Raw genomic sequence first — 16,038 nt, forward strand, 5'->3', positions numbered from 1 at the left:
CCCTACTATCAAATCAATAGCTTGCCAGGCAAGATTGGCGAGCAATACCAAGAAAGTGCAATTCCAATGAACTCCATGCACATGGCGCGCTTCACCGCGGCCTACTGGTGCGTGCTGGTGGCCGTGCTGCTGCCCATGGCGTGTTCCTACCTGGCCAAGAGCGGCGGGCGGGGCAAGTCGCGCAAGGAAGGGGGCTTTGACAACCGCGACCCGCGCGGCTGGCTGGCCCGGCAGACGGGCTGGCAGGCACGTGCCAATGCGGCGCAGACCAACAGTTTCGAGGCGCTGCCCTTTTTTATCGGCGCCGTGATCATTGCGCACCAGCTCGGTGCCGCGCAGACGTTGCTCGACCTGGCGGCCCTGCTGTGGGTGTTTCTGCGCATCTTCTACATCATGATGTATGTGGCGGACATGCCTACCGCGCGCAGCGCGCTGTGGTCGGGCGCCTTCCTGGTGAACATCGGCATCCTGTTCCTCGGATACCACCGCTGATCGGCAGGGCGCGGGCCCTTGGCGGGCCTGGCCGCATGCCTGTGCGTGGCATCGTTTTCGGGGCACTTTTCGGCCTTGGCAGGTGTCACCTACGTAGTAGTCCTCAGGGGTAGTCCCTGATGCCTGACGGGCCTTGCTGAGGCACGATTGTTGCAGTGCAACAATGGGCTTTTTCGCCTTTCTTTTTCCATGCCACCACCCATGCTCAGCCGCCGCGCATTTGGCGCCGTATCCGCCCTCTCGGCGGCTGCGGTGTTCGCGCCTGCCGTGCTGTCGCAGCAGGCCACCGCTCCGGGGCTGGGCCGTGTCACGGTGGCCGTGGGCGGGCAGAGCGTGCTCTACCACCTGCCGCTGGCGCTGGCCGACCTGCTGGGCTATTTTGAGAGCGAGGGCCTGCAGGTCGTGGTGTCCGACTTTGCCGGCGGTGCCATGGCGCTGCAGGCGGTGCTCAACGGCACGGCCGATGTGGGGTCGGGGGCCTACGAGTACACCATCCGCCAGCAGGTGCGTGGCAACCACCTGCGTGCGATGGCCTTGCATGGCCGCGCGCCGCAGATTGCCATGGGGGTGTCGCGCAAGGCGCTGCCGCGCTATGACGAACTCTCGGACCTGGCAGGCCGGCGCATCGGCGTCTCGGCCCTGGGCTCGTCCACGCACCTCATGGCCGTGCACCTGCTGGCGCGCGCCGGCATGCGCGAGCGCGACGTCAACTTCATCGGGGTGGGATCGGGCGCGCCGGCCGTGGCGGCGCTGCGCACGGGCCAGGTGCATGCGCTGTGCCATGCCGACCCCATCATGACCCTGCTCGAACAGAAGATGGATGTGCACATCGTGGGCGACATGCGCACCCTGAAGGGGGCCCACGAGCTGTTCGGCGGCAACATGCCCGCAGGCTGCCTGTACGCTCCCCATGCCTTCGTGCAAAAGCAGCCGGCGCAGGTGCAGGCGCTCACCAATGCCATTGTGCATGCGCTCAAATGGCTGCAGACTGCGGCGCCCGCCGATCTGATCAAGCTGGTGCCGCCGAGCTACCTGCTGGGCGACCGGGGCCTGTACCTGGCCGCATTCAGCCGCGTGCGCGAGACCTTCTCGCCCAACGGCCTGATGCCCGACGACGGGCCCGCCACCGCACTGCGCGTGCTGGGCCGCACCGGCTCTGACGTGGCGGGCGCCAAGGTCGATCTGGCCCGCACCTTCAGCAACGAGTGGGTGCGCAAGGCACGCTTGAAGTACAACGTCTGAGCCTGCGCAGCGCACCGAGGGTGCGGGTGGCACGATTGTCCGAAAAATGCGCTTTCGGGTCGGGAAGATGGCTTACATTGGTCGGCGCTCCGGATGCGTAACCTCCGGATACCCAACCCCAGCCAACAAGGACTGCCTCACCATGTCGTTCACCCTCAGCATCGGCCCGCTCGTCTCCCTGATTGCGGGCATCCTCATCCTCGTCATGCCGCGCCTGCTCAGCACCATCGTGGCGATCTACCTCATCGTCATGGGTGTACTAGGACTCATGGGCATGCATTCGCTGAAGCTTTGACAGTGCGGAGCGACTGAGAAAACTCCCCTGGCGTCGTTGCTCCGTCTTGCCGTACTTTCAGTACTGTCTGCGACGAGGCGCCTAGCCAGGAAAGTTTTTCAGCCGCTCTTGAGTGCAGGGTCTGTCCGTTCAAGACGCAGCAGACCCTTGGGATTCAACGCTTTTTGACTTTGGACGGCGTGCCGCCGCGCTTGACGGGGGCGGACGGCGGGGCCTTGGCGGTACTTTGCTTGTTGTTGCCGCGGGCCTGCACCACGTTGCGCACGTTCGATGAACGCACCTGCGTGCTGGCTGCGGCGACGGCGGCGCGCACGGGCAGGTAGACCACGATCTGCTGGCCCAGCTTGAAGGCGGCGCTGGCCTTCACGTCGTTCCAGTCGGCCACGTTGCTGGCGCTCAGGTTGTAGCGCTTGGCCACGCTGGCCACGGTTTCGCCCTTGCGGGCGCGCACCGTGGTGCGGCGCGTGACGATCTCGGGGGCGAAGGCCAGCTGGCCGTTGTCCGCCAGGTGCGAGGACACGTCCTCGCGCGTGGTCACCGAGCGCGGCACCATCAGTGCCGAGCCCGCCTTGATCAGCATGCGCGGCGGAATGTTGTTCATGCTGCGCAGGTCGGCCTCGCTCATGCCGGTGCGCTGGGCTGCGTCGGCCACCGTCATGGTGGTGGGCACGGACCACACGGTCCAGCTGGCGTACTGGCCTTCGCGGCGCGCTTCGAGGTTGCGCTGGAAGACTTTGGCGTTGTCCCAGGGCAGCAGGATCTGCGGCGTGCCGGCCGCCAGGATCACCGGGCGCTTGTACGAGGGGTTGAGCGCGCGGAAATCGTCCTCGCGGATGCCCGACAGGCTGGCCACCAGCGCCACATCGATGTCGTGCGTGATGTCCACCGTCTGGAAGTAGGGGTGGTTCTCGATCAGCGGCAACTCGGTCTTGAAGGCATCGGGGTTGGCCACGATGTTCTTCACCGCCTGCAGCTTGGGCACGTACAGCCGGGTTTCGGCCGGCATGTTCAGGTCGGTGTAGCCCGTGCCAAGGCCCGCCTTCTGGTTCTTTGCAATGGCGCGGCCCACGCTGCCTTCGCCCCAGTTGTAGGCGGCCAGGGCCAGGTGCCAGTCGCCAAACATGCCGTAGAGTTTTTGCAGGTAGTCGAGCGCCGCACGGGTCGAGGCCAGCACGTCGCGCCGGTCATCGCGAAAGGCGTTCTGCTTGAGGTCGAAATAACTGCCCGTGGCCGGCATGAACTGCCACATGCCCGCGGCCTTGGCGCTGGAGACGGCCTGCGGGTTGAACGCGCTTTCGATGTAGGGCAGCAGCGCCAGCTCGGTGGGCATGCCGCGGCGCTCCAGCTCCTCGACGATGTGGAACAGGTACTTGCTCGAGCGCTCCGTCATGCGCTGGATGTAGTCGGGCCGCGTGGCATACCACTGCTCGCGGTCCTGCACCAGCTCGTGCTGCAGGTCGGGCATGGCAAAGCCGCGGCGTATGCGGTCCCACAGGTCGGCCGGGGCCGACAGCGAGGCCACGCCGCCACCATTGAAGGCGTTCACCGCCATGATGGGCTGCAGCGGCCCATTGGGGATGAGTGGCGTGTGCGCGGGGCGGGCAGGGGTCTTGTTGTTGGTGGGGATGGCGGGGCCGTCGGATGCGCCGCCCGCCACGGTGGTGTCGGTTCCGGTGGTGGCGCAGCCAGTCAGCCAGAGCATGCCAGCCAGGCATGCGATGTGCACAATTTTCATCGAAACTCGTTCTTCCATTGGCGCAGGGCAGCCAGCACTGCCACCGCGTCGTGTTGATCGGTCTGCTGGTGGAACCGCTGTGCCGCCTCGCGCACCCCGGACTCGCGCACGCGCAGAAAAGGGTTCACCGCGCGCTCCTGCGCAATGGTCGACGGCAAGGTGGGCACCTTGCGTGCCCGCTGTGCCTCGCACCAGCCGAGGTAGTGGACCAGATCCTGGTTGCCAGGTTCCACCGCGCGCGCGAATTTCAGGTTCGATAGTGTGTATTCGTGCGCACAGCACACCCGTGTGTTGCCGGGCAGGGCCGCCAGCTGGTCGAGCGAATCGAGCATCTGCGCCGGTGTGCCCTCGAACAGCCGACCGCAGCCGGCCGAGAACAGGGTATCGCCACAGAACAGCGCCGGCGTGCCGTCGCCCAGGTCCGCGCAGTAAAAGGCGATGTGCCCTGCCGTATGGCCCGGTACGTCCAGCACGGTGAAATGCAGGCCCGCCACATCCACCGTGTCACCGGCGGACAGGCGCACCAGCGGCTCGGGGATCTTCTCGCGTGCCGGGCCGTACACGGTGGCCCCGGTGGCCTCACGCAGCACGTCCACTCCACCCACGTGGTCGTTGTGGTGGTGCGTGACTAGAATGGCCTGCAATCGCAGTCCCTGGTCGTGCAAAGCCTTCTGAACCGGTGCGGGATCTCCCGGGTCCACGACAATGGCCTGGCGTGCGTCGTGCAGCATCCAGATGTAGTTGTCGGCAAAGGCGGGCAGCGGTAGCAGGTTCATGAGCGATCAAATTATAGGTTTGCACCATTGGTTCGATTCCCCGCCCGGCCGTTACCTGCTGGCCTGGGAGCAGACCCGCCTGGACGAAGCGGTGGCCGACCTCTTTGGCTACCACGCCGTGCAGCTGGGCATGCCGCTGCTGGACGGCCTGCGCACCAACCGCATGCCCAACCAGTGGCTGGTGCTGGGCCAGGAGGCCGCGGACGCCGAAGGCCTGCTACCGGATGCTTCCCCCCTGCGCGCAGATGGCACGCCGCGCCAGGCCATCGCCCTGCTGGCCGAACCCGTGGCATTGCCCTTTGCCGAAGCCAGCCTCGACCTGGTGGTGCTGCCGCACACGCTGGAGCTGAGCATCGACCCCCACACCGCGCTGCGCGAGGTGGAGCGCGTGCTGGTGCCCGAGGGGCGCGTGGTCATCAGCGGCCTCAACCCCATGAGCCTGTGGGGCCTGCGCCAGCGCCGCGCACGGCTGTACCAGCGTTTTGGCCGCGGCAGCCTCTACCTGCCCGATGTGGGCGAATTCATCGGCTACCGCCGCCTGCGCGACTGGCTGCGGCTGCTCAGCTTCGAAGTGGAGTCGGCGCAGTTCGGCTGCTACCGCCCTGCGGTGCGCAGCAGCCAGTGGATCGAGCGCTTTGGCTGGATGGACCCGCTGGGCGAGCGCTGGTGGCCCATCTTCGGCGCAGGCTACTTCATCGTGGCCGTCAAGCGCGTGCACGGCATGCGCCTGCTCGGCCCCGCCTGGCGCACGGCAAAGCAGCGCAACGCCGCCACCGTGCCGGTGGCCCACCGCACGCCATCGCCCCCGGCCCATCGGCGCTGACGCGACGCTGTCGCCCTTAGACTCCTGGGTAGTGAAGAACAGGAATCGATCTTGAACGAAGTAGTCATTTACACCGATGGCGCCTGCAAGGGCAATCCCGGCCCGGGCGGCTGGGGCGTGCTGCTGCGCGCGGGCACGTCGGAGAAGGAATTGTTCGGCGGCGAGCTGGGCACCACCAACAACCGCATGGAGCTGCTGGCCGTGATCGAGGCGCTGGCCGCCCTGAAGCGCCCCTGCGCCGTCACCCTGTACCTGGACAGCGAATACGTGCGCAAAGGCATCACCGAATGGATCCACGGCTGGAAGGCCCGGGGCTGGCGCACGGCCACCAAGGCCCCGGTGAAGAATGTGGAGCTCTGGCAGCGCCTCGATGCCCTGGTCTCGGGCGGCGGCCACCGCATCGACTGGCGCTGGGTCAAGGGCCATTCGGGCGACCCCGGCAACGAGCGCGCCGACCAACTGGCCAACAAGGGCGTGGACAAGGCCCTGGGCAGGATCTGACAGGCGGCCAAGGGTTTACCAGCAGCCATCTGTCTCCAAAGCCCCACCGCTGAAATCGCCGGAAGCTGCGGTTTTGGACACACACTGATACATTGGTGGATGGCCCGCAGTTCCGGGCCATTCCACCGATTTCACTGCTGTTGCTGGTCCATCCATGGCGTCCAAAACCCGATATCTCGTTGTTGCTGTCGTCGGCATCGCTGCCGCATCGGGGGCCGCATGGTGGCTTCAGCGCCCGGCCGCGCCAGCGAAGACGGACGCTGCCGCCGCACCTGCGGGTGGCGCACGCGGCCCGGGCGGGCAGGGCGGGCAGGGCGGCGCGGGCCGTGTGGTGGCCGTGGAGGCCACGCCCGTGCGCCAGATGGCCCTGCGCGACGACGCCGAGGCCGTGGGCAGCCTGCGCTCGCGCCGCAGCGTGGTGCTGCGCCCCGAGGTCAGCGGGCGCATCACGGCGCTGCATTTCACCGATGGCCAGCGCGTGCGCCAGGGCCAGGTGCTGGTGCAGTTCGACGACCAGTTGCCCCGGGCCCAGGTGCAGCAAAGCCAGGCCGAGCTGTCCATCGCCCAGGCCAACCACAAGCGCAACCAGGAGCTGGTGGCCCAGGGTTTCATCAGCCAGCGCTCGGTCGACGAGAGTGCGGCCAACCTCGAAGTTGCCCAGGCCAAGCTCGCGCTGGCCCAGGCCACGGCCTCGCGCCTGCGCATCCTGGCACCGTTCGACGGCATTGCCGGTATCCGCGGCGTGAATGTGGGTGACTACCTCAAGGACGGCGCCGACATCGTCAACGTGGAAGACCTGGACGCCGTGTACGTGGACTTCCGCCTGCCCGAGCGCCTGCAGGCCAAGGTGCGCACCGGCCAGACGGCGCGCGTGGCCTTCGATGCACTGCCCGGCGTGCGTTATGCGGCCGTCGTCCAGGCCATCAACCCGCAGATCGACGCCGATGGCCGCGCCGTGGCCGTGCGCGGCTGCATCGACAACCGCCGCCTGCAGCTGCGCCCGGGCATGTTCGCGCGCGTGACCACGGTGTTCTCCGAGCGTGCCAACGCGCGCGTGGTGCCCGAGGAGGCCATCGTGCCCGAGGGCAGCAACGCCTTTGTCTTCAAGGTGATCGACGGCAAGGAGCCCGGCACCCGCGTGAGCCAGCGCACCGCCGTGAAGCTGGGCGTGCGCGCCCCCGGCTTCGTCGAGGTGGTGGACGGCCTGGCCGCCGATGACCTGGTTGTCACGGCAGGCCAGCAGCGCATCCAGCGCGACGGCACGGCCGTGCGCGTGGTGGTGCTGGGCCAGCCCGAGGCCGGCAAGGCCAAGGGCAGCGCCGGCCCAGCCCGGGCTGCCTCGGGTGCGGCATCGGGCGCGGCCACCGCAGCCGATGCCCCCGCATCGGCCGCACCGGCCGTGCCCGCAGCCGCCCCTGCGCCGGCCCCCGTGGTGGTGGCCGCCGCCCCCCAGCCCGCACTGGTGGAGCCGCTGCCCGGCCCCAACCCCTGCCAGGCCGCAGTGGCCACCCCGGGCCGCCCGGCCCCTGCCGCCGCGCGCCAGCCCGCCTGAGCAACCTGGCACCCTTTCACCGCACCCTGCTGGGCCACCGCCATGCAACTCGCTGAACTCTCGATCCGCCGGCCGGTGTTTGCCACCGTGCTGTCGCTGCTGGTGCTGCTGATCGGCGCCGTGAGCTTCACGCGCCTGTCAGTGCGCGAGTACCCCAAGATCGACGAGCCGGTGGTCACCGTGAGTGTGCGCTACGCAGGGGCCTCGGCCGAGGTGATCGAATCGCAGGTCACCAAGCCACTCGAAGACTCGATCGCCGGCATCGACGCGGTGGACGTGATCACCTCCATCAGCCGAGCCGAGCAAAGCCAGATCAGCGTGCGCTTTCGCCTGGAGAAGGACGCCGACAACGCCGCCGCCGAGGTGCGCGACCGCACGGCGCGTGTGCGCAACCGCCTGCCCGATGCGGTGGACGAGCCCGTGATCGCCAAGGTCGAGGCCGATGCCTCGCCCGTGATGTGGCTGGCCTTCAGCAGCGACACGCGCACCCCGCTGGAGATCAACGACCTGCTCAACCGCATCGTCAAGCCGCGCCTGCAGACCGTGACCGGTGTGGCCGACGTGCCCATCTACGGTGAGCGCCGCTACGCCATGCGCGTGTGGCTCGACCCCGAGCGCATGGCCGGCTACCGCCTGACCACGCAGGACGTGGAAGACGCCATCCGCCGCAACAACCTGGAGCTGCCCGCCGGCCGCATCGAGTCGCAGCAGCGCGAGTTCAGCGTCACCTCGCAGACCGACCTGGCCAGCCCGGCGCAGTTTTCCAACGTGGTGATCCGCACCGTCAACGGCTTTCCGGTGCGCATCCGCGACGTGGCGCGCGTGGAGGAGGGCGCCGCCAGCGACCGCAGCCGTGTGCGCCTGAACGGGCGCGAAGCCATCTCCCTGGGCGTGATCCGCCAGGCCACGGCCAACCCGCTGGAGCTGTCGGCCGGCGTGCGCGCCATGCTGCCCACGCTCAAGGCCGACCTGCCGCCCGACATCGCCATCGACATCGCCAACGACAACTCGCTGTTCATCGACCGCTCGGTGAAAAGCGTCTACACCACCATCGCCGAGGCCGTGGTGCTGGTGGCCCTGGTGATCTTCGTCTTCTTGCGCACGGCGCGCGCCTCCATCATTCCCATCGTCACCATCCCGGTGAGCCTGGTGGGCAGCTTCGCGCTGATGTCGCTGGCGGGCTTTTCGATCAACACGCTCACCCTGCTGGCCCTGGTGCTGGCCATCGGCCTGGTGGTGGACGACGCCATCGTGATGCTGGAGAACATCTACCGGCACATCGAGGAGGGGCTCGACCCGTTCTCGGCCGCGATCAAGGGGGCGCGTGAAATCGGCTTTGCCATCGTCGCCATGACGCTGACCCTGGTGGCCGTGTATGCGCCGCTGGCCTTCACGCCGGGCCGAACGGGGCGGCTGTTTGTGGAGTTCGCGCTGGCGCTGGCCGGTGCCGTGGTGGTCTCGGGCTTCGTGGCGCTCACGCTCTCGCCCATGATGTGCTCGCTGCTGCTCAAGCACAACCCCAACCCCAACTGGTTCGACCGCTCCATGGAGCGCTGGCTCACGGCCCTGTCGGATGCCTATGGCCGCCTGCTGCGTTGGGTCGTCACCGCGCGCTGGGGTGGCCGCTCGGGTGGTGGTGGCGTGCGCGGCGCGCTGTTCCAGGCGCGCTGGCTGGTGGTTCTGGCCATGGTGGCCAGCGGCGCCGCGCTGGTGCTGGTCTACCCCGGCATGCGCCAGGAGCTCTCGCCGCTGGAAGACCGCGGCACCATCCTGGTCAACGTCACCGCACCCGACGGCGCCACGCTGGAGTACACCAACCGCTATGCGCTGGAGCTCGAAAAGGTGGGCCGCGATTACCCCGAGTTCGACCGCATCTTCGCCAACATCGGCAACCCCACGGTGGCGCAGGGCAGCGTGATCTACCGCACGGTGGACTGGGAGAACCGCTCGCGCAGCACGCTCAACATGGTGCGCGAGCTGCAGCCCAAGGTGGTGGGTCTGCCGGGGGTCAACGCCTTTTTGATCACGCCGCCCTCGCTGGGCCAGCCGTTCCGCGCGCGCCCGCTGACCTATGTGATCCAGACCTCCGACAGCTACGAGAACCTCAACGCCGTGTCCAACGCCATGATGGCCGAGATCGCCAAGAACCCCGGCATCATCTCCCCCGAGGCCGATCTGCGCCTGAACAAGCCCGAGCTGCGCATCGCCGTCAACCGCGACCGCGCCGCCGACCTGGGCGTGAGCGTGGACGTGGTGGCCCGGGCCATCGAGACCATGCTGGGCGGGCGCACCGTGACGCGCTACAAGCGCGACTCCGAGCAGTACGACGTGATCGTGCAGACCCAGGCCAGCGGCCGCACCACGCCCGAGAACATCGACAGCATCTACGTGCGCGGCCGCAACGATGCGATGATCCCGCTCTCGAGCCTGGTCAACGTCAAGGAAAGCGTAAGCCCGCGCGAGCTCAACCACTTCGGCCAGCGCCGCTCGGTCACCATCACAGCCAACCTGTCGCCCGAATACTCGCTGGGCGAGGCCCTGGGCTTCATGGACGCCACGGCCGCCAAGGTGCTCAAGCCCGGCTACACCACCGACCTCAACGGCACCTCGCGCGAATTCCGCAGCTCGCAGGGCGCGCTGGGCATTGTCTTCCTGCTGGCGCTGGTGTTCATCTTCCTGGTGCTGGCGGCGCAGTTCGAAAGCTTCATCGACCCGCTGGTGATCATGGTCTCGGTGCCGCTGTCCATGATCGGTGCGCTGCTGGCGCTCAAGTGGAGCGGGGGCTCGCTCAACGTGTACTCGCAGATCGGCCTGATCACCCTGGTGGGGCTGATCACCAAGCACGGCATCCTGATCGTGGAATTCACCAACCAGCTGCGCGAGCAGGGCCTGGAGATGGTGGATGCGCTGGTCAAGGCCTCGGCCCAGCGCCTGCGCCCCATCCTTATGACCACGGGCGCCATGGTGCTCGGCGCCATCCCGCTGGCCCTGGCCACGGGCGCCGGTGCCGAAACGCGCTCGCAGATCGGCTGGGTGATCGTGGGCGGCATGTCGCTGGGCACGCTGCTCACCATCTTCGTCGTGCCCACCATGTACACCCTGTTCGCGCGCAAGGCCGTGCCCGGGGCCAACACCGCCGTGGCCGCGGAGGAGCCCGCCGAGCCCTTGCACCCGCCGCACGACTACGTGGCGAAGTAGGCACGGGTTCTTGCCTGTCAGGCCAGCGGCCGCTCCAGCGCAATGCCGTGCAGGCGCAGCTTGGCATACAGCGTGGGCTTGGCAATGCCCAGGGCCTGCGCGGTGCGGGTCACATTGAAGCGGTGGGCGCGCAGGGCCTGCGCGATGGCTTCGCGCTCTGCCTCGCGCAAACTGCGCACCCCGGCAGGGGCTGACTCCGCGGCTGCCGGCAGGCTGGCCGCCGTCGGCATCAGACCCAGCGCCGCGGCATCCAGCGTGCCGCCCTCGCTCAGGTTCACCAGCCGCTCCATTGCATTCTCCAGCTCGCGCACATTGCCGGGCCAGGGGTGTTGCAGCAGCGCGGCCAGCACGGCGGCGGGCAGTTCGTGCACCGGCTTGCCCAGCGCCGCGCCGTAGCGCGCGAGGAAGTGCGTGGCCAGCAGCGCCACGTCGGCCGGGCGCTCGCGCAGCGGCGGCAGGGCCAGTGCGATCACATGGCAGCGGTAGTACAGGTCTTCGCGGAACTCCTTGCGCGCCACCATGGCATGCAGGTCGCGGTTGCTGGCGGTGACCACGCGCGCATCCACGCGCACGGCGCGCGTGCTGCCCAGGCGCACCACCTCGCGCTCCTGCAAAACACGCAAGAGCTTGGCCTGCACGTCCAGTGGCAGCTCCGATACCTCGTCCAGAAAGATGGTGCCCCCGCTGGCCGCCTCGAACTTGCCCGGCCGGCCCTCGCGCTGCGCGCCCGTGAAGGCGCCCGGCGCATGGCCGAACAGCTCGCTTTCGATCAGGTCGCGCGGCAGCGCCGCGCAGTTCACCGCGATGAAGGGCCCGTCGCGCCGCGCGCTTGCGTTGTGGATGGCCTGGGCCAGCACCTCCTTGCCCGTGCCGCTCTCGCCGCTGAGCAGCACATTGGCCTGACCCGCAGCGGCCTTGCGTGCCGCGGCGATGGTGGCCCGCAGCGCCGGGCTCTGGCCGATCATGGTGTCGAAGGTGTGGCGCGCCTGGCTGCCCGCCAGCCGGCCGGCCAGCCGGTGCACCCCGCTGATCTCGCGGAAGGTGTTCACCACCGACAGCACGCGCCCGTCCGCCGCCTTCACGGGCACCGCCGTGTCCAGCACATGCAGTTGAAAACGCGGGGTGGAGATCACGCGCTCGCGGTCGGTATAGCCCTCGCCCGTCAGGAACACCTGCTCCACCATGGTGTCGAAGTCGAGCAGCGAACCCAGCGTGCGCCCCTGCGCCAGATGGCGCGGCAGGCGTAGCTGGCGTGCGGCCTCGGCATTGAGGTGGCGCACCACACCGCCGGGCTCCAGCACCATCAGCCCATAGGGCACATGGTTCACCAGGGTCTGCAATTCCTCGATGAGCTGGCCCTGGCGCTCCAGCAGGTCGTCCTGGCTGCTGGCGAGGGTGGTCAAGGCGGCGGGCGGTTTCTTGGCAGGCATGGTGTTGCAATATACAACGTTCAATAATTGAACGTTTGTAGCAAATCGGTTCGCTTCCTGCCGAGGTTCTGGCGTGCCCGCAGGGGAGAGAAGGCCCGCATCGCCGATGGCATGGTCCTTGCCCTTTGGCATGGCAATTCCTATCCTGCATCCGCCATGGCCAACGCCCTTCTTCCCCTTGCCCCTTCCCTCGGTGCCGAACTGCGCCGTGCCGCCGCCGAGGTGCCGCAGCAGCCCTTCATCCGCATGGCCGCGGGCGAGTGGTCCTACCGCCAGATCGACGAGGCCAGCGACCGCCTGGCCACCGGCCTGCACGCCCAGGGCGTGCGCGCGGGCCACCATGTCAGCCTGATGCTGCCCAACTGCATCGAGATGGCGATCCTGTGGTTCGCCCTGGCCAAGCTGGGCGCGGTGGCGGCGCCGGTCAACACCTCGTTCCGCGGCGCGGCGCTGGCCGCCGCCGTCAACCTGGTGGAAAGCCGGCTGGCCGTGGTGCATGCCACCCTGCATGCCCAGTGGGCCGAGGTGCAGCCCGAATTGGCGACCGCCACCCAGGTCTTTTTGGTGGGCGAGGGTGGCGCACTGCCCGATGGTTGCCAGCCTTACAGCCTGCTGTGCAGCGTGGAGCCCACCGCGCTGGCCCTGCCGCGCCCCGAGGTCGCGCCCGATGCCCTGTGCCTGCTGCTCTACACCTCGGGTACCACCGGCCGCTCCAAGGCCGCCATGATCGCGCACCGCTTCGTGCTGGCCCAGGCGCGGCTCTTCATCGCGGGGCTGGAACTGCGGCCCGACGACGTGCTGTACTGCCCCTACCCGATGTTCCATCTGGACGCCACGGTCATGACCATCGTGCCCGCGCTGCTGCTGCGCGGCGTGGCCGCCATCGGCGAGCGCTTCAGCGTCTCGCGCTACTGGGACGAGGTGCGCGCCCTGCAGGCCACCGTGTTCGACTTCATGGGCGCCACGGTCACCATGCTGTGGAAGCAGCCTCCGTCACCGCGCGACCGCGACCACCGCGCCCGCCTGGGCTGGGGCGTGCCCCTGCCGGCCTTTGCGCCAGCGTTCGAGCAACGCTTCGGCTGCCGCCTGGTGGAGCTCTACGGCTCCACCGAGGCCGGCGGCGTGATGTACACGCCCCTGCATGAGCCGCGGCGCACGGGCTCGTGCGGCAAGGTGGACCCTGCTTTCAGCGCACGCCTGGCAGACCCGCAGGGCGCCGCAGTGCCCGTGGGCCAGCCCGGCGAACTGCTCATCCGCCCCGAGCAGACCGGCCTGCTGATGCAGGGCTACTACGGCATGCCCGAGGCCACGCTCACCGCGTTCAAGGACCTGTGGTTCCACACCGGCGACCTGCTGCGCCAGGATGCCGACGGCTACATGTACTTCGTCGGCCGCACCAAGGACATCGTGCGCCGCCGCGGCGAGAACATCTCGGCCGCCGAGGTCGAGATGGGCATCGAGACCCACCCCGACGTGCTCGAAAGCGCCGTGTTCGGCGTGCCCAGCGACATGACCGAGGAAGAGGTCATGGCCTGCGTGGTGCTGCGCCCTGGCAGCCGCCTCACGCCGGCCGACCTTGCGCAGCACTGCAGCGAACGCATGGCCCGCTTCATGGTGCCACGCTATGTGCGCCTGCTGTCCGCACTGCCTAAGACCCCCACCGACAAGGTCGAGAAATTCCGCCTGCAGGCCGAAGGCATTGCGCCGGGAACGTGGGACCGCGAGACCGACACGCAGCGCACCGCCAATTGACCATCCAACAAACGAAGAAAGCGAGACCCACCATGAGCTTTGCCACCCATACGATCGAGGGCGCCGTCAGCATCGTCACCCTGCAGCGCCCCGAGCGCCTCAACGCCATCAGCGGCACCCTGCTGGTGGACCTGCACGCCGCCTTGCAGGCTGCGCAGAACGAGCCCGCCACGCGGGCTATCGTCTTCACCGGCGCGGGTCGCGCCTTCTGCGCGGGCGACGACCTCAAGGAGTTCGGCGAGCAGTCCGAAAGCCCCGCCGCCATCGCCGAGCACTGCGAGCGCATCCAGCAGATCACGCGCGACATCATGTTCGGCCCCAAGCTCGTCATTGGCGCCGTGCATGGCTATGCCGTGGGTGGCGGCTTCGAGTGGGTACTCAACTGCGACATGGTGGTGGCGGCAGACACCCTGGTCTGCTTCTTCCCCGAAATGGCGCTGGGCCACTTCGTCACCGGCGGTGTTACGCACCTGCTGCCCCAGGCCCTGGGCCACCAGCGCACCATGGAACTCATCGTGCTGGGCGAACGCCAGAGCGCCGCAGACCTCAAGGCCCTGGGCCTGGTCAACCGCGTGGTGCCCGCCGACCAGATGCTGCCCACCGCCCTGGCCCTGGCCGCCGAGGTCGCCACCCGCTCGGCCGGCGCCACCGCACGCCTCAAGCGCGTGCTGACCTCGGGCCTGGGGCCGCGCATCGAAGAGGCGCTGGCGGCAGAGGGCAAAGCGGCGAATGCCTGCTTTGCAGACCCGGATACGGCAGAGCGGATCGGGGTGTTCACCCAAGGTCGGCTGTAAGCGGGGGAGTCTGCTGGCGAGCGCCGGTCTTCAGTGACTGCTGGAGGGACTGGAGGCCGTGAGGACCATGCAGTCCCTGAAAACGGGTTCGGCACCGTCGAATCGGGTGCCTCGGATGTCGCATTCGTCGAAGAGGCATCCATCGAAAGTGCAGCCCTCAAAGCGGCTCGCCCTGAAAGCGACCCGGCGCAGATGGGCGTTGGAAAAATCGCAGTTCACGAACCGGGCCCGCAGCGCGCCCCCGGACCACCAGTGGCTCACGAACTTGGACGACTGGAAGTTGCAGGAGGTGAATACCGCGTCATCGGCCACAAAACCCACCTTGGCAGAGACGAAGCTGCAGTCGGTGAAGGTGGATGACTTGGCGTAGGCCTGCTCCAGCCATCCATGGTCGAACTGCACGCGAACGAAGTTCGAGCTGGCGATCGACGTTGCCACGTGGCAGTAGGACAGGTCCACTTCCGTCAGCTGGGCGTTGTAGAGATTCTGTTGCTGCAATGGGGGGATCGCGTTCGGTGTGGCCATGGCCATGCCCCTGAGGTCTGCCGCATGGAACTGGCGGGTTCGCAGCATGTGTTCGATGGCAGGCAGGGCTTCTGCGAGAAAGACCGGGTCGCCCCAGCGCTCGCGCAAGGCGCGTCCGCTGGGGCGGGCTGATTTTTTGGCGGCTGGTGGCATGTAGCGGCAGGCGGAAGACGGGGTGGGCGATTATTGTGGAAACACGATCGGCAGCCACCATGGCGGATCATCGGCGTCCTGTGGGCAGGGGTTCACCCCAGCAACGGCACCAGATCCGGATCCCCCTTCGCCATCGCACGCCGGTACGCAGGTCGCGCCCCGATGCGCTGCAGATAGGCGCGGATGTTCGGGTGGGGTGTAAGGTCCAGCGGCTGGAACAGCCGCATGGTGGTCAGCGGGAACACGCTCATCACATCGGCGGCAGTGAACTCCTGGCCCGCGAGCCAGATCGCCTCGCCCAGGCGGGCCTCCACCAGTGCCAGCACCCGGTCCAGCCGCAGCTGCGCGTTCTGCTGCACCGGGTGGTCCGCTGGCAGCTGGGAGCGGCTCACCGACATCATGCGGCCGATCACGGGCATCAGGTTGCCGTTGGCGAAGTGGAACCAGTACAGGTACTGCGCGTAGTCGGCATGCTCAGGCCCCAGCTTCAGGCGGCCACCGCCGTGCTTGACGATGATGTACTCGACGATGGCGGCCGACTCGGCCAGCAGCAGGTCGCCGTCTTCGATGAGCGGCGCCGCGCCCAGTGGGTGCAAAGCCTTGAGCTCGGGCGGCGAAAGTCGCGTGGTGGCATCGCGTGTGTAGTGCACCAGGTCATAGGGCAGGCCCAGCTCTTCGCAGAGCCAGACGATGCGTTCGGACTGGGAATGGCCCAGGTGGTGGATCTTGAGCATGGGGTGTCGTGGGCGTGAGATGGAGGAATAGAAAGA

General features: G+C 68.1%; 14 protein-coding genes. 9 read left to right on the forward strand and 5 right to left on the reverse strand.

Features of this window, described 5'->3' with window-relative positions; genetic code table 11:
- Positions 1–66 precede the first annotated feature (66 nt).
- The 3 genes from HNP48_RS25435 (at position 67) to HNP48_RS25445 (ending at position 2,029) form a co-directional block, all read left to right on the forward strand.
- Entirely contained in the window at positions 67–492 is a 426-nt protein-coding gene (locus tag HNP48_RS25435; protein WP_184862404.1) for an MAPEG family protein, read from the forward strand.
- Between the two features lie 189 nt (positions 493–681).
- A complete protein-coding gene (locus HNP48_RS25440; RefSeq protein WP_184862407.1) occupies positions 682–1,734 on the forward strand; it encodes an ABC transporter substrate-binding protein in 1,053 nt (350 codons plus the stop codon).
- Between the two features lie 142 nt (positions 1,735–1,876).
- Complete coding sequence (locus tag HNP48_RS25445) at positions 1,877–2,029, forward strand: DUF3096 domain-containing protein (RefSeq protein WP_145698004.1); 153 nt, start codon at positions 1,877–1,879, stop codon at positions 2,027–2,029.
- Positions 2,030–2,183: 154 nt separating this feature from the next.
- On the opposite strand, the gene HNP48_RS25450 is transcribed toward HNP48_RS25445, so the two are convergent.
- Both HNP48_RS25450 and gloB read right to left on the reverse strand, forming a co-directional pair.
- A complete protein-coding gene (locus HNP48_RS25450; RefSeq protein WP_184862409.1) occupies positions 2,184–3,764 on the reverse strand; it encodes a transglycosylase SLT domain-containing protein in 1,581 nt (526 codons plus the stop codon).
- Positions 3,761–4,540 (reverse strand): hydroxyacylglutathione hydrolase, encoded by a 780-nt coding sequence (gene gloB / locus HNP48_RS25455; RefSeq protein ID WP_184862411.1) that lies wholly within the window; start codon positions 4,538–4,540, stop codon positions 3,761–3,763. Before gloB ends, HNP48_RS25450 begins: the two co-directional genes overlap by 4 nt.
- On the opposite strand from gloB, the gene HNP48_RS25460 reads away from it, so the two are divergent.
- The 4 genes from HNP48_RS25460 to HNP48_RS25475 all read left to right on the forward strand — a co-directional run bounded on the left by HNP48_RS25460 (position 4,539) and on the right by HNP48_RS25475 (position 10,614).
- A complete protein-coding gene (locus HNP48_RS25460) occupies positions 4,539–5,363 on the forward strand; it encodes a class I SAM-dependent methyltransferase (RefSeq protein WP_260420380.1) in 825 nt (274 codons plus the stop codon). The two genes, gloB and HNP48_RS25460, sit on opposite strands and share 2 nt — an antisense overlap.
- Positions 5,364–5,414: 51 nt before the next feature.
- Positions 5,415–5,864, forward strand: a complete 450-nt coding sequence (gene rnhA, locus HNP48_RS25465) for a ribonuclease HI (RefSeq protein ID WP_184862413.1) — start codon at positions 5,415–5,417, stop codon at positions 5,862–5,864.
- Positions 5,865–6,018: 154 nt separating this feature from the next.
- On the forward strand, positions 6,019–7,416 hold the full coding sequence (locus tag HNP48_RS25470; protein WP_184862415.1) for an efflux RND transporter periplasmic adaptor subunit: 1,398 nt from the start codon (positions 6,019–6,021) through the stop codon (positions 7,414–7,416).
- 42 nt (positions 7,417–7,458) lie between these two features.
- Positions 7,459–10,614, forward strand: coding sequence for an efflux RND transporter permease subunit (locus HNP48_RS25475; protein WP_184862417.1), 3,156 nt, complete (start codon positions 7,459–7,461; stop codon positions 10,612–10,614).
- Positions 10,615–10,631: 17 nt separating this feature from the next.
- Here HNP48_RS25475 and HNP48_RS25480 read toward each other — a convergent pair whose 3' ends face one another.
- A complete protein-coding gene (locus HNP48_RS25480) occupies positions 10,632–12,044 on the reverse strand; it encodes a sigma-54-dependent Fis family transcriptional regulator (protein WP_184862419.1) in 1,413 nt (470 codons plus the stop codon).
- A gap of 156 nt (positions 12,045–12,200) precedes the next feature.
- On the opposite strand from HNP48_RS25480, the gene HNP48_RS25485 reads away from it, so the two are divergent.
- Both HNP48_RS25485 and HNP48_RS25490 read left to right on the forward strand, forming a co-directional pair.
- Entirely contained in the window at positions 12,201–13,796 is a 1,596-nt protein-coding gene (locus HNP48_RS25485; protein ID WP_184862421.1) for an AMP-binding protein, read from the forward strand.
- 32 nt (positions 13,797–13,828) lie between these two features.
- Positions 13,829–14,590 (forward strand): enoyl-CoA hydratase/isomerase family protein, encoded by a 762-nt coding sequence (locus HNP48_RS25490; RefSeq protein WP_184862423.1) that lies wholly within the window; start codon positions 13,829–13,831, stop codon positions 14,588–14,590.
- Positions 14,591–14,620: 30 nt separating this feature from the next.
- On the opposite strand, the gene HNP48_RS25495 is transcribed toward HNP48_RS25490, so the two are convergent.
- Both HNP48_RS25495 and HNP48_RS25500 read right to left on the reverse strand, forming a co-directional pair.
- Positions 14,621–15,268, reverse strand: coding sequence for a pentapeptide repeat-containing protein (locus HNP48_RS25495; RefSeq protein WP_184862425.1), 648 nt, complete (start codon positions 15,266–15,268; stop codon positions 14,621–14,623).
- Positions 15,269–15,360: 92 nt separating this feature from the next.
- Positions 15,361–16,002, reverse strand: coding sequence for a glutathione S-transferase family protein (locus tag HNP48_RS25500; RefSeq protein ID WP_184862427.1), 642 nt, complete (start codon positions 16,000–16,002; stop codon positions 15,361–15,363).
- Positions 16,003–16,038: the final 36 nt, after the last annotated feature.

Origin of the sequence: Acidovorax soli (genome assembly GCF_014207955.1) — a bacterium.
Classification (GTDB): domain Bacteria; phylum Pseudomonadota; class Gammaproteobacteria; order Burkholderiales; family Burkholderiaceae_C; genus Acidovorax; species Acidovorax soli_A.

Excerpts from the sequence above, each read along its gene's own strand:
- HNP48_RS25435 (WP_184862404.1), top strand. The coding sequence starts at position 67 with ATGAACTCCATGCACATGGCGCGCTTCACCGCGGCCTACTGGTGCGTG.
- HNP48_RS25440 (WP_184862407.1), top strand. The coding sequence starts at position 682 with ATGCCACCACCCATGCTCAGCCGCCGCGCATTTGGCGCCGTATCCGCC.
- HNP48_RS25445 (WP_145698004.1), top strand. The coding sequence starts at position 1,877 with ATGTCGTTCACCCTCAGCATCGGCCCGCTCGTCTCCCTGATTGCGGGC.
- HNP48_RS25450 (WP_184862409.1), bottom strand. The coding sequence starts at position 3,764 with ATGAAAATTGTGCACATCGCATGCCTGGCTGGCATGCTCTGGCTGACT.
- HNP48_RS25460 (WP_260420380.1), top strand. The coding sequence starts at position 4,539 with ATGAGCGATCAAATTATAGGTTTGCACCATTGGTTCGATTCCCCGCCC.
- gloB (WP_184862411.1), bottom strand. The coding sequence starts at position 4,540 with ATGAACCTGCTACCGCTGCCCGCCTTTGCCGACAACTACATCTGGATG.
- HNP48_RS25470 (WP_184862415.1), top strand. The coding sequence starts at position 6,019 with ATGGCGTCCAAAACCCGATATCTCGTTGTTGCTGTCGTCGGCATCGCT.
- HNP48_RS25475 (WP_184862417.1), top strand. The coding sequence starts at position 7,459 with ATGCAACTCGCTGAACTCTCGATCCGCCGGCCGGTGTTTGCCACCGTG.
- HNP48_RS25480 (WP_184862419.1), bottom strand. The coding sequence starts at position 12,044 with ATGCCTGCCAAGAAACCGCCCGCCGCCTTGACCACCCTCGCCAGCAGC.
- HNP48_RS25485 (WP_184862421.1), top strand. The coding sequence starts at position 12,201 with ATGGCCAACGCCCTTCTTCCCCTTGCCCCTTCCCTCGGTGCCGAACTG.
- HNP48_RS25490 (WP_184862423.1), top strand. The coding sequence starts at position 13,829 with ATGAGCTTTGCCACCCATACGATCGAGGGCGCCGTCAGCATCGTCACC.
- HNP48_RS25495 (WP_184862425.1), bottom strand. The coding sequence starts at position 15,268 with ATGCCACCAGCCGCCAAAAAATCAGCCCGCCCCAGCGGACGCGCCTTG.
- HNP48_RS25500 (WP_184862427.1), bottom strand. The coding sequence starts at position 16,002 with ATGCTCAAGATCCACCACCTGGGCCATTCCCAGTCCGAACGCATCGTC.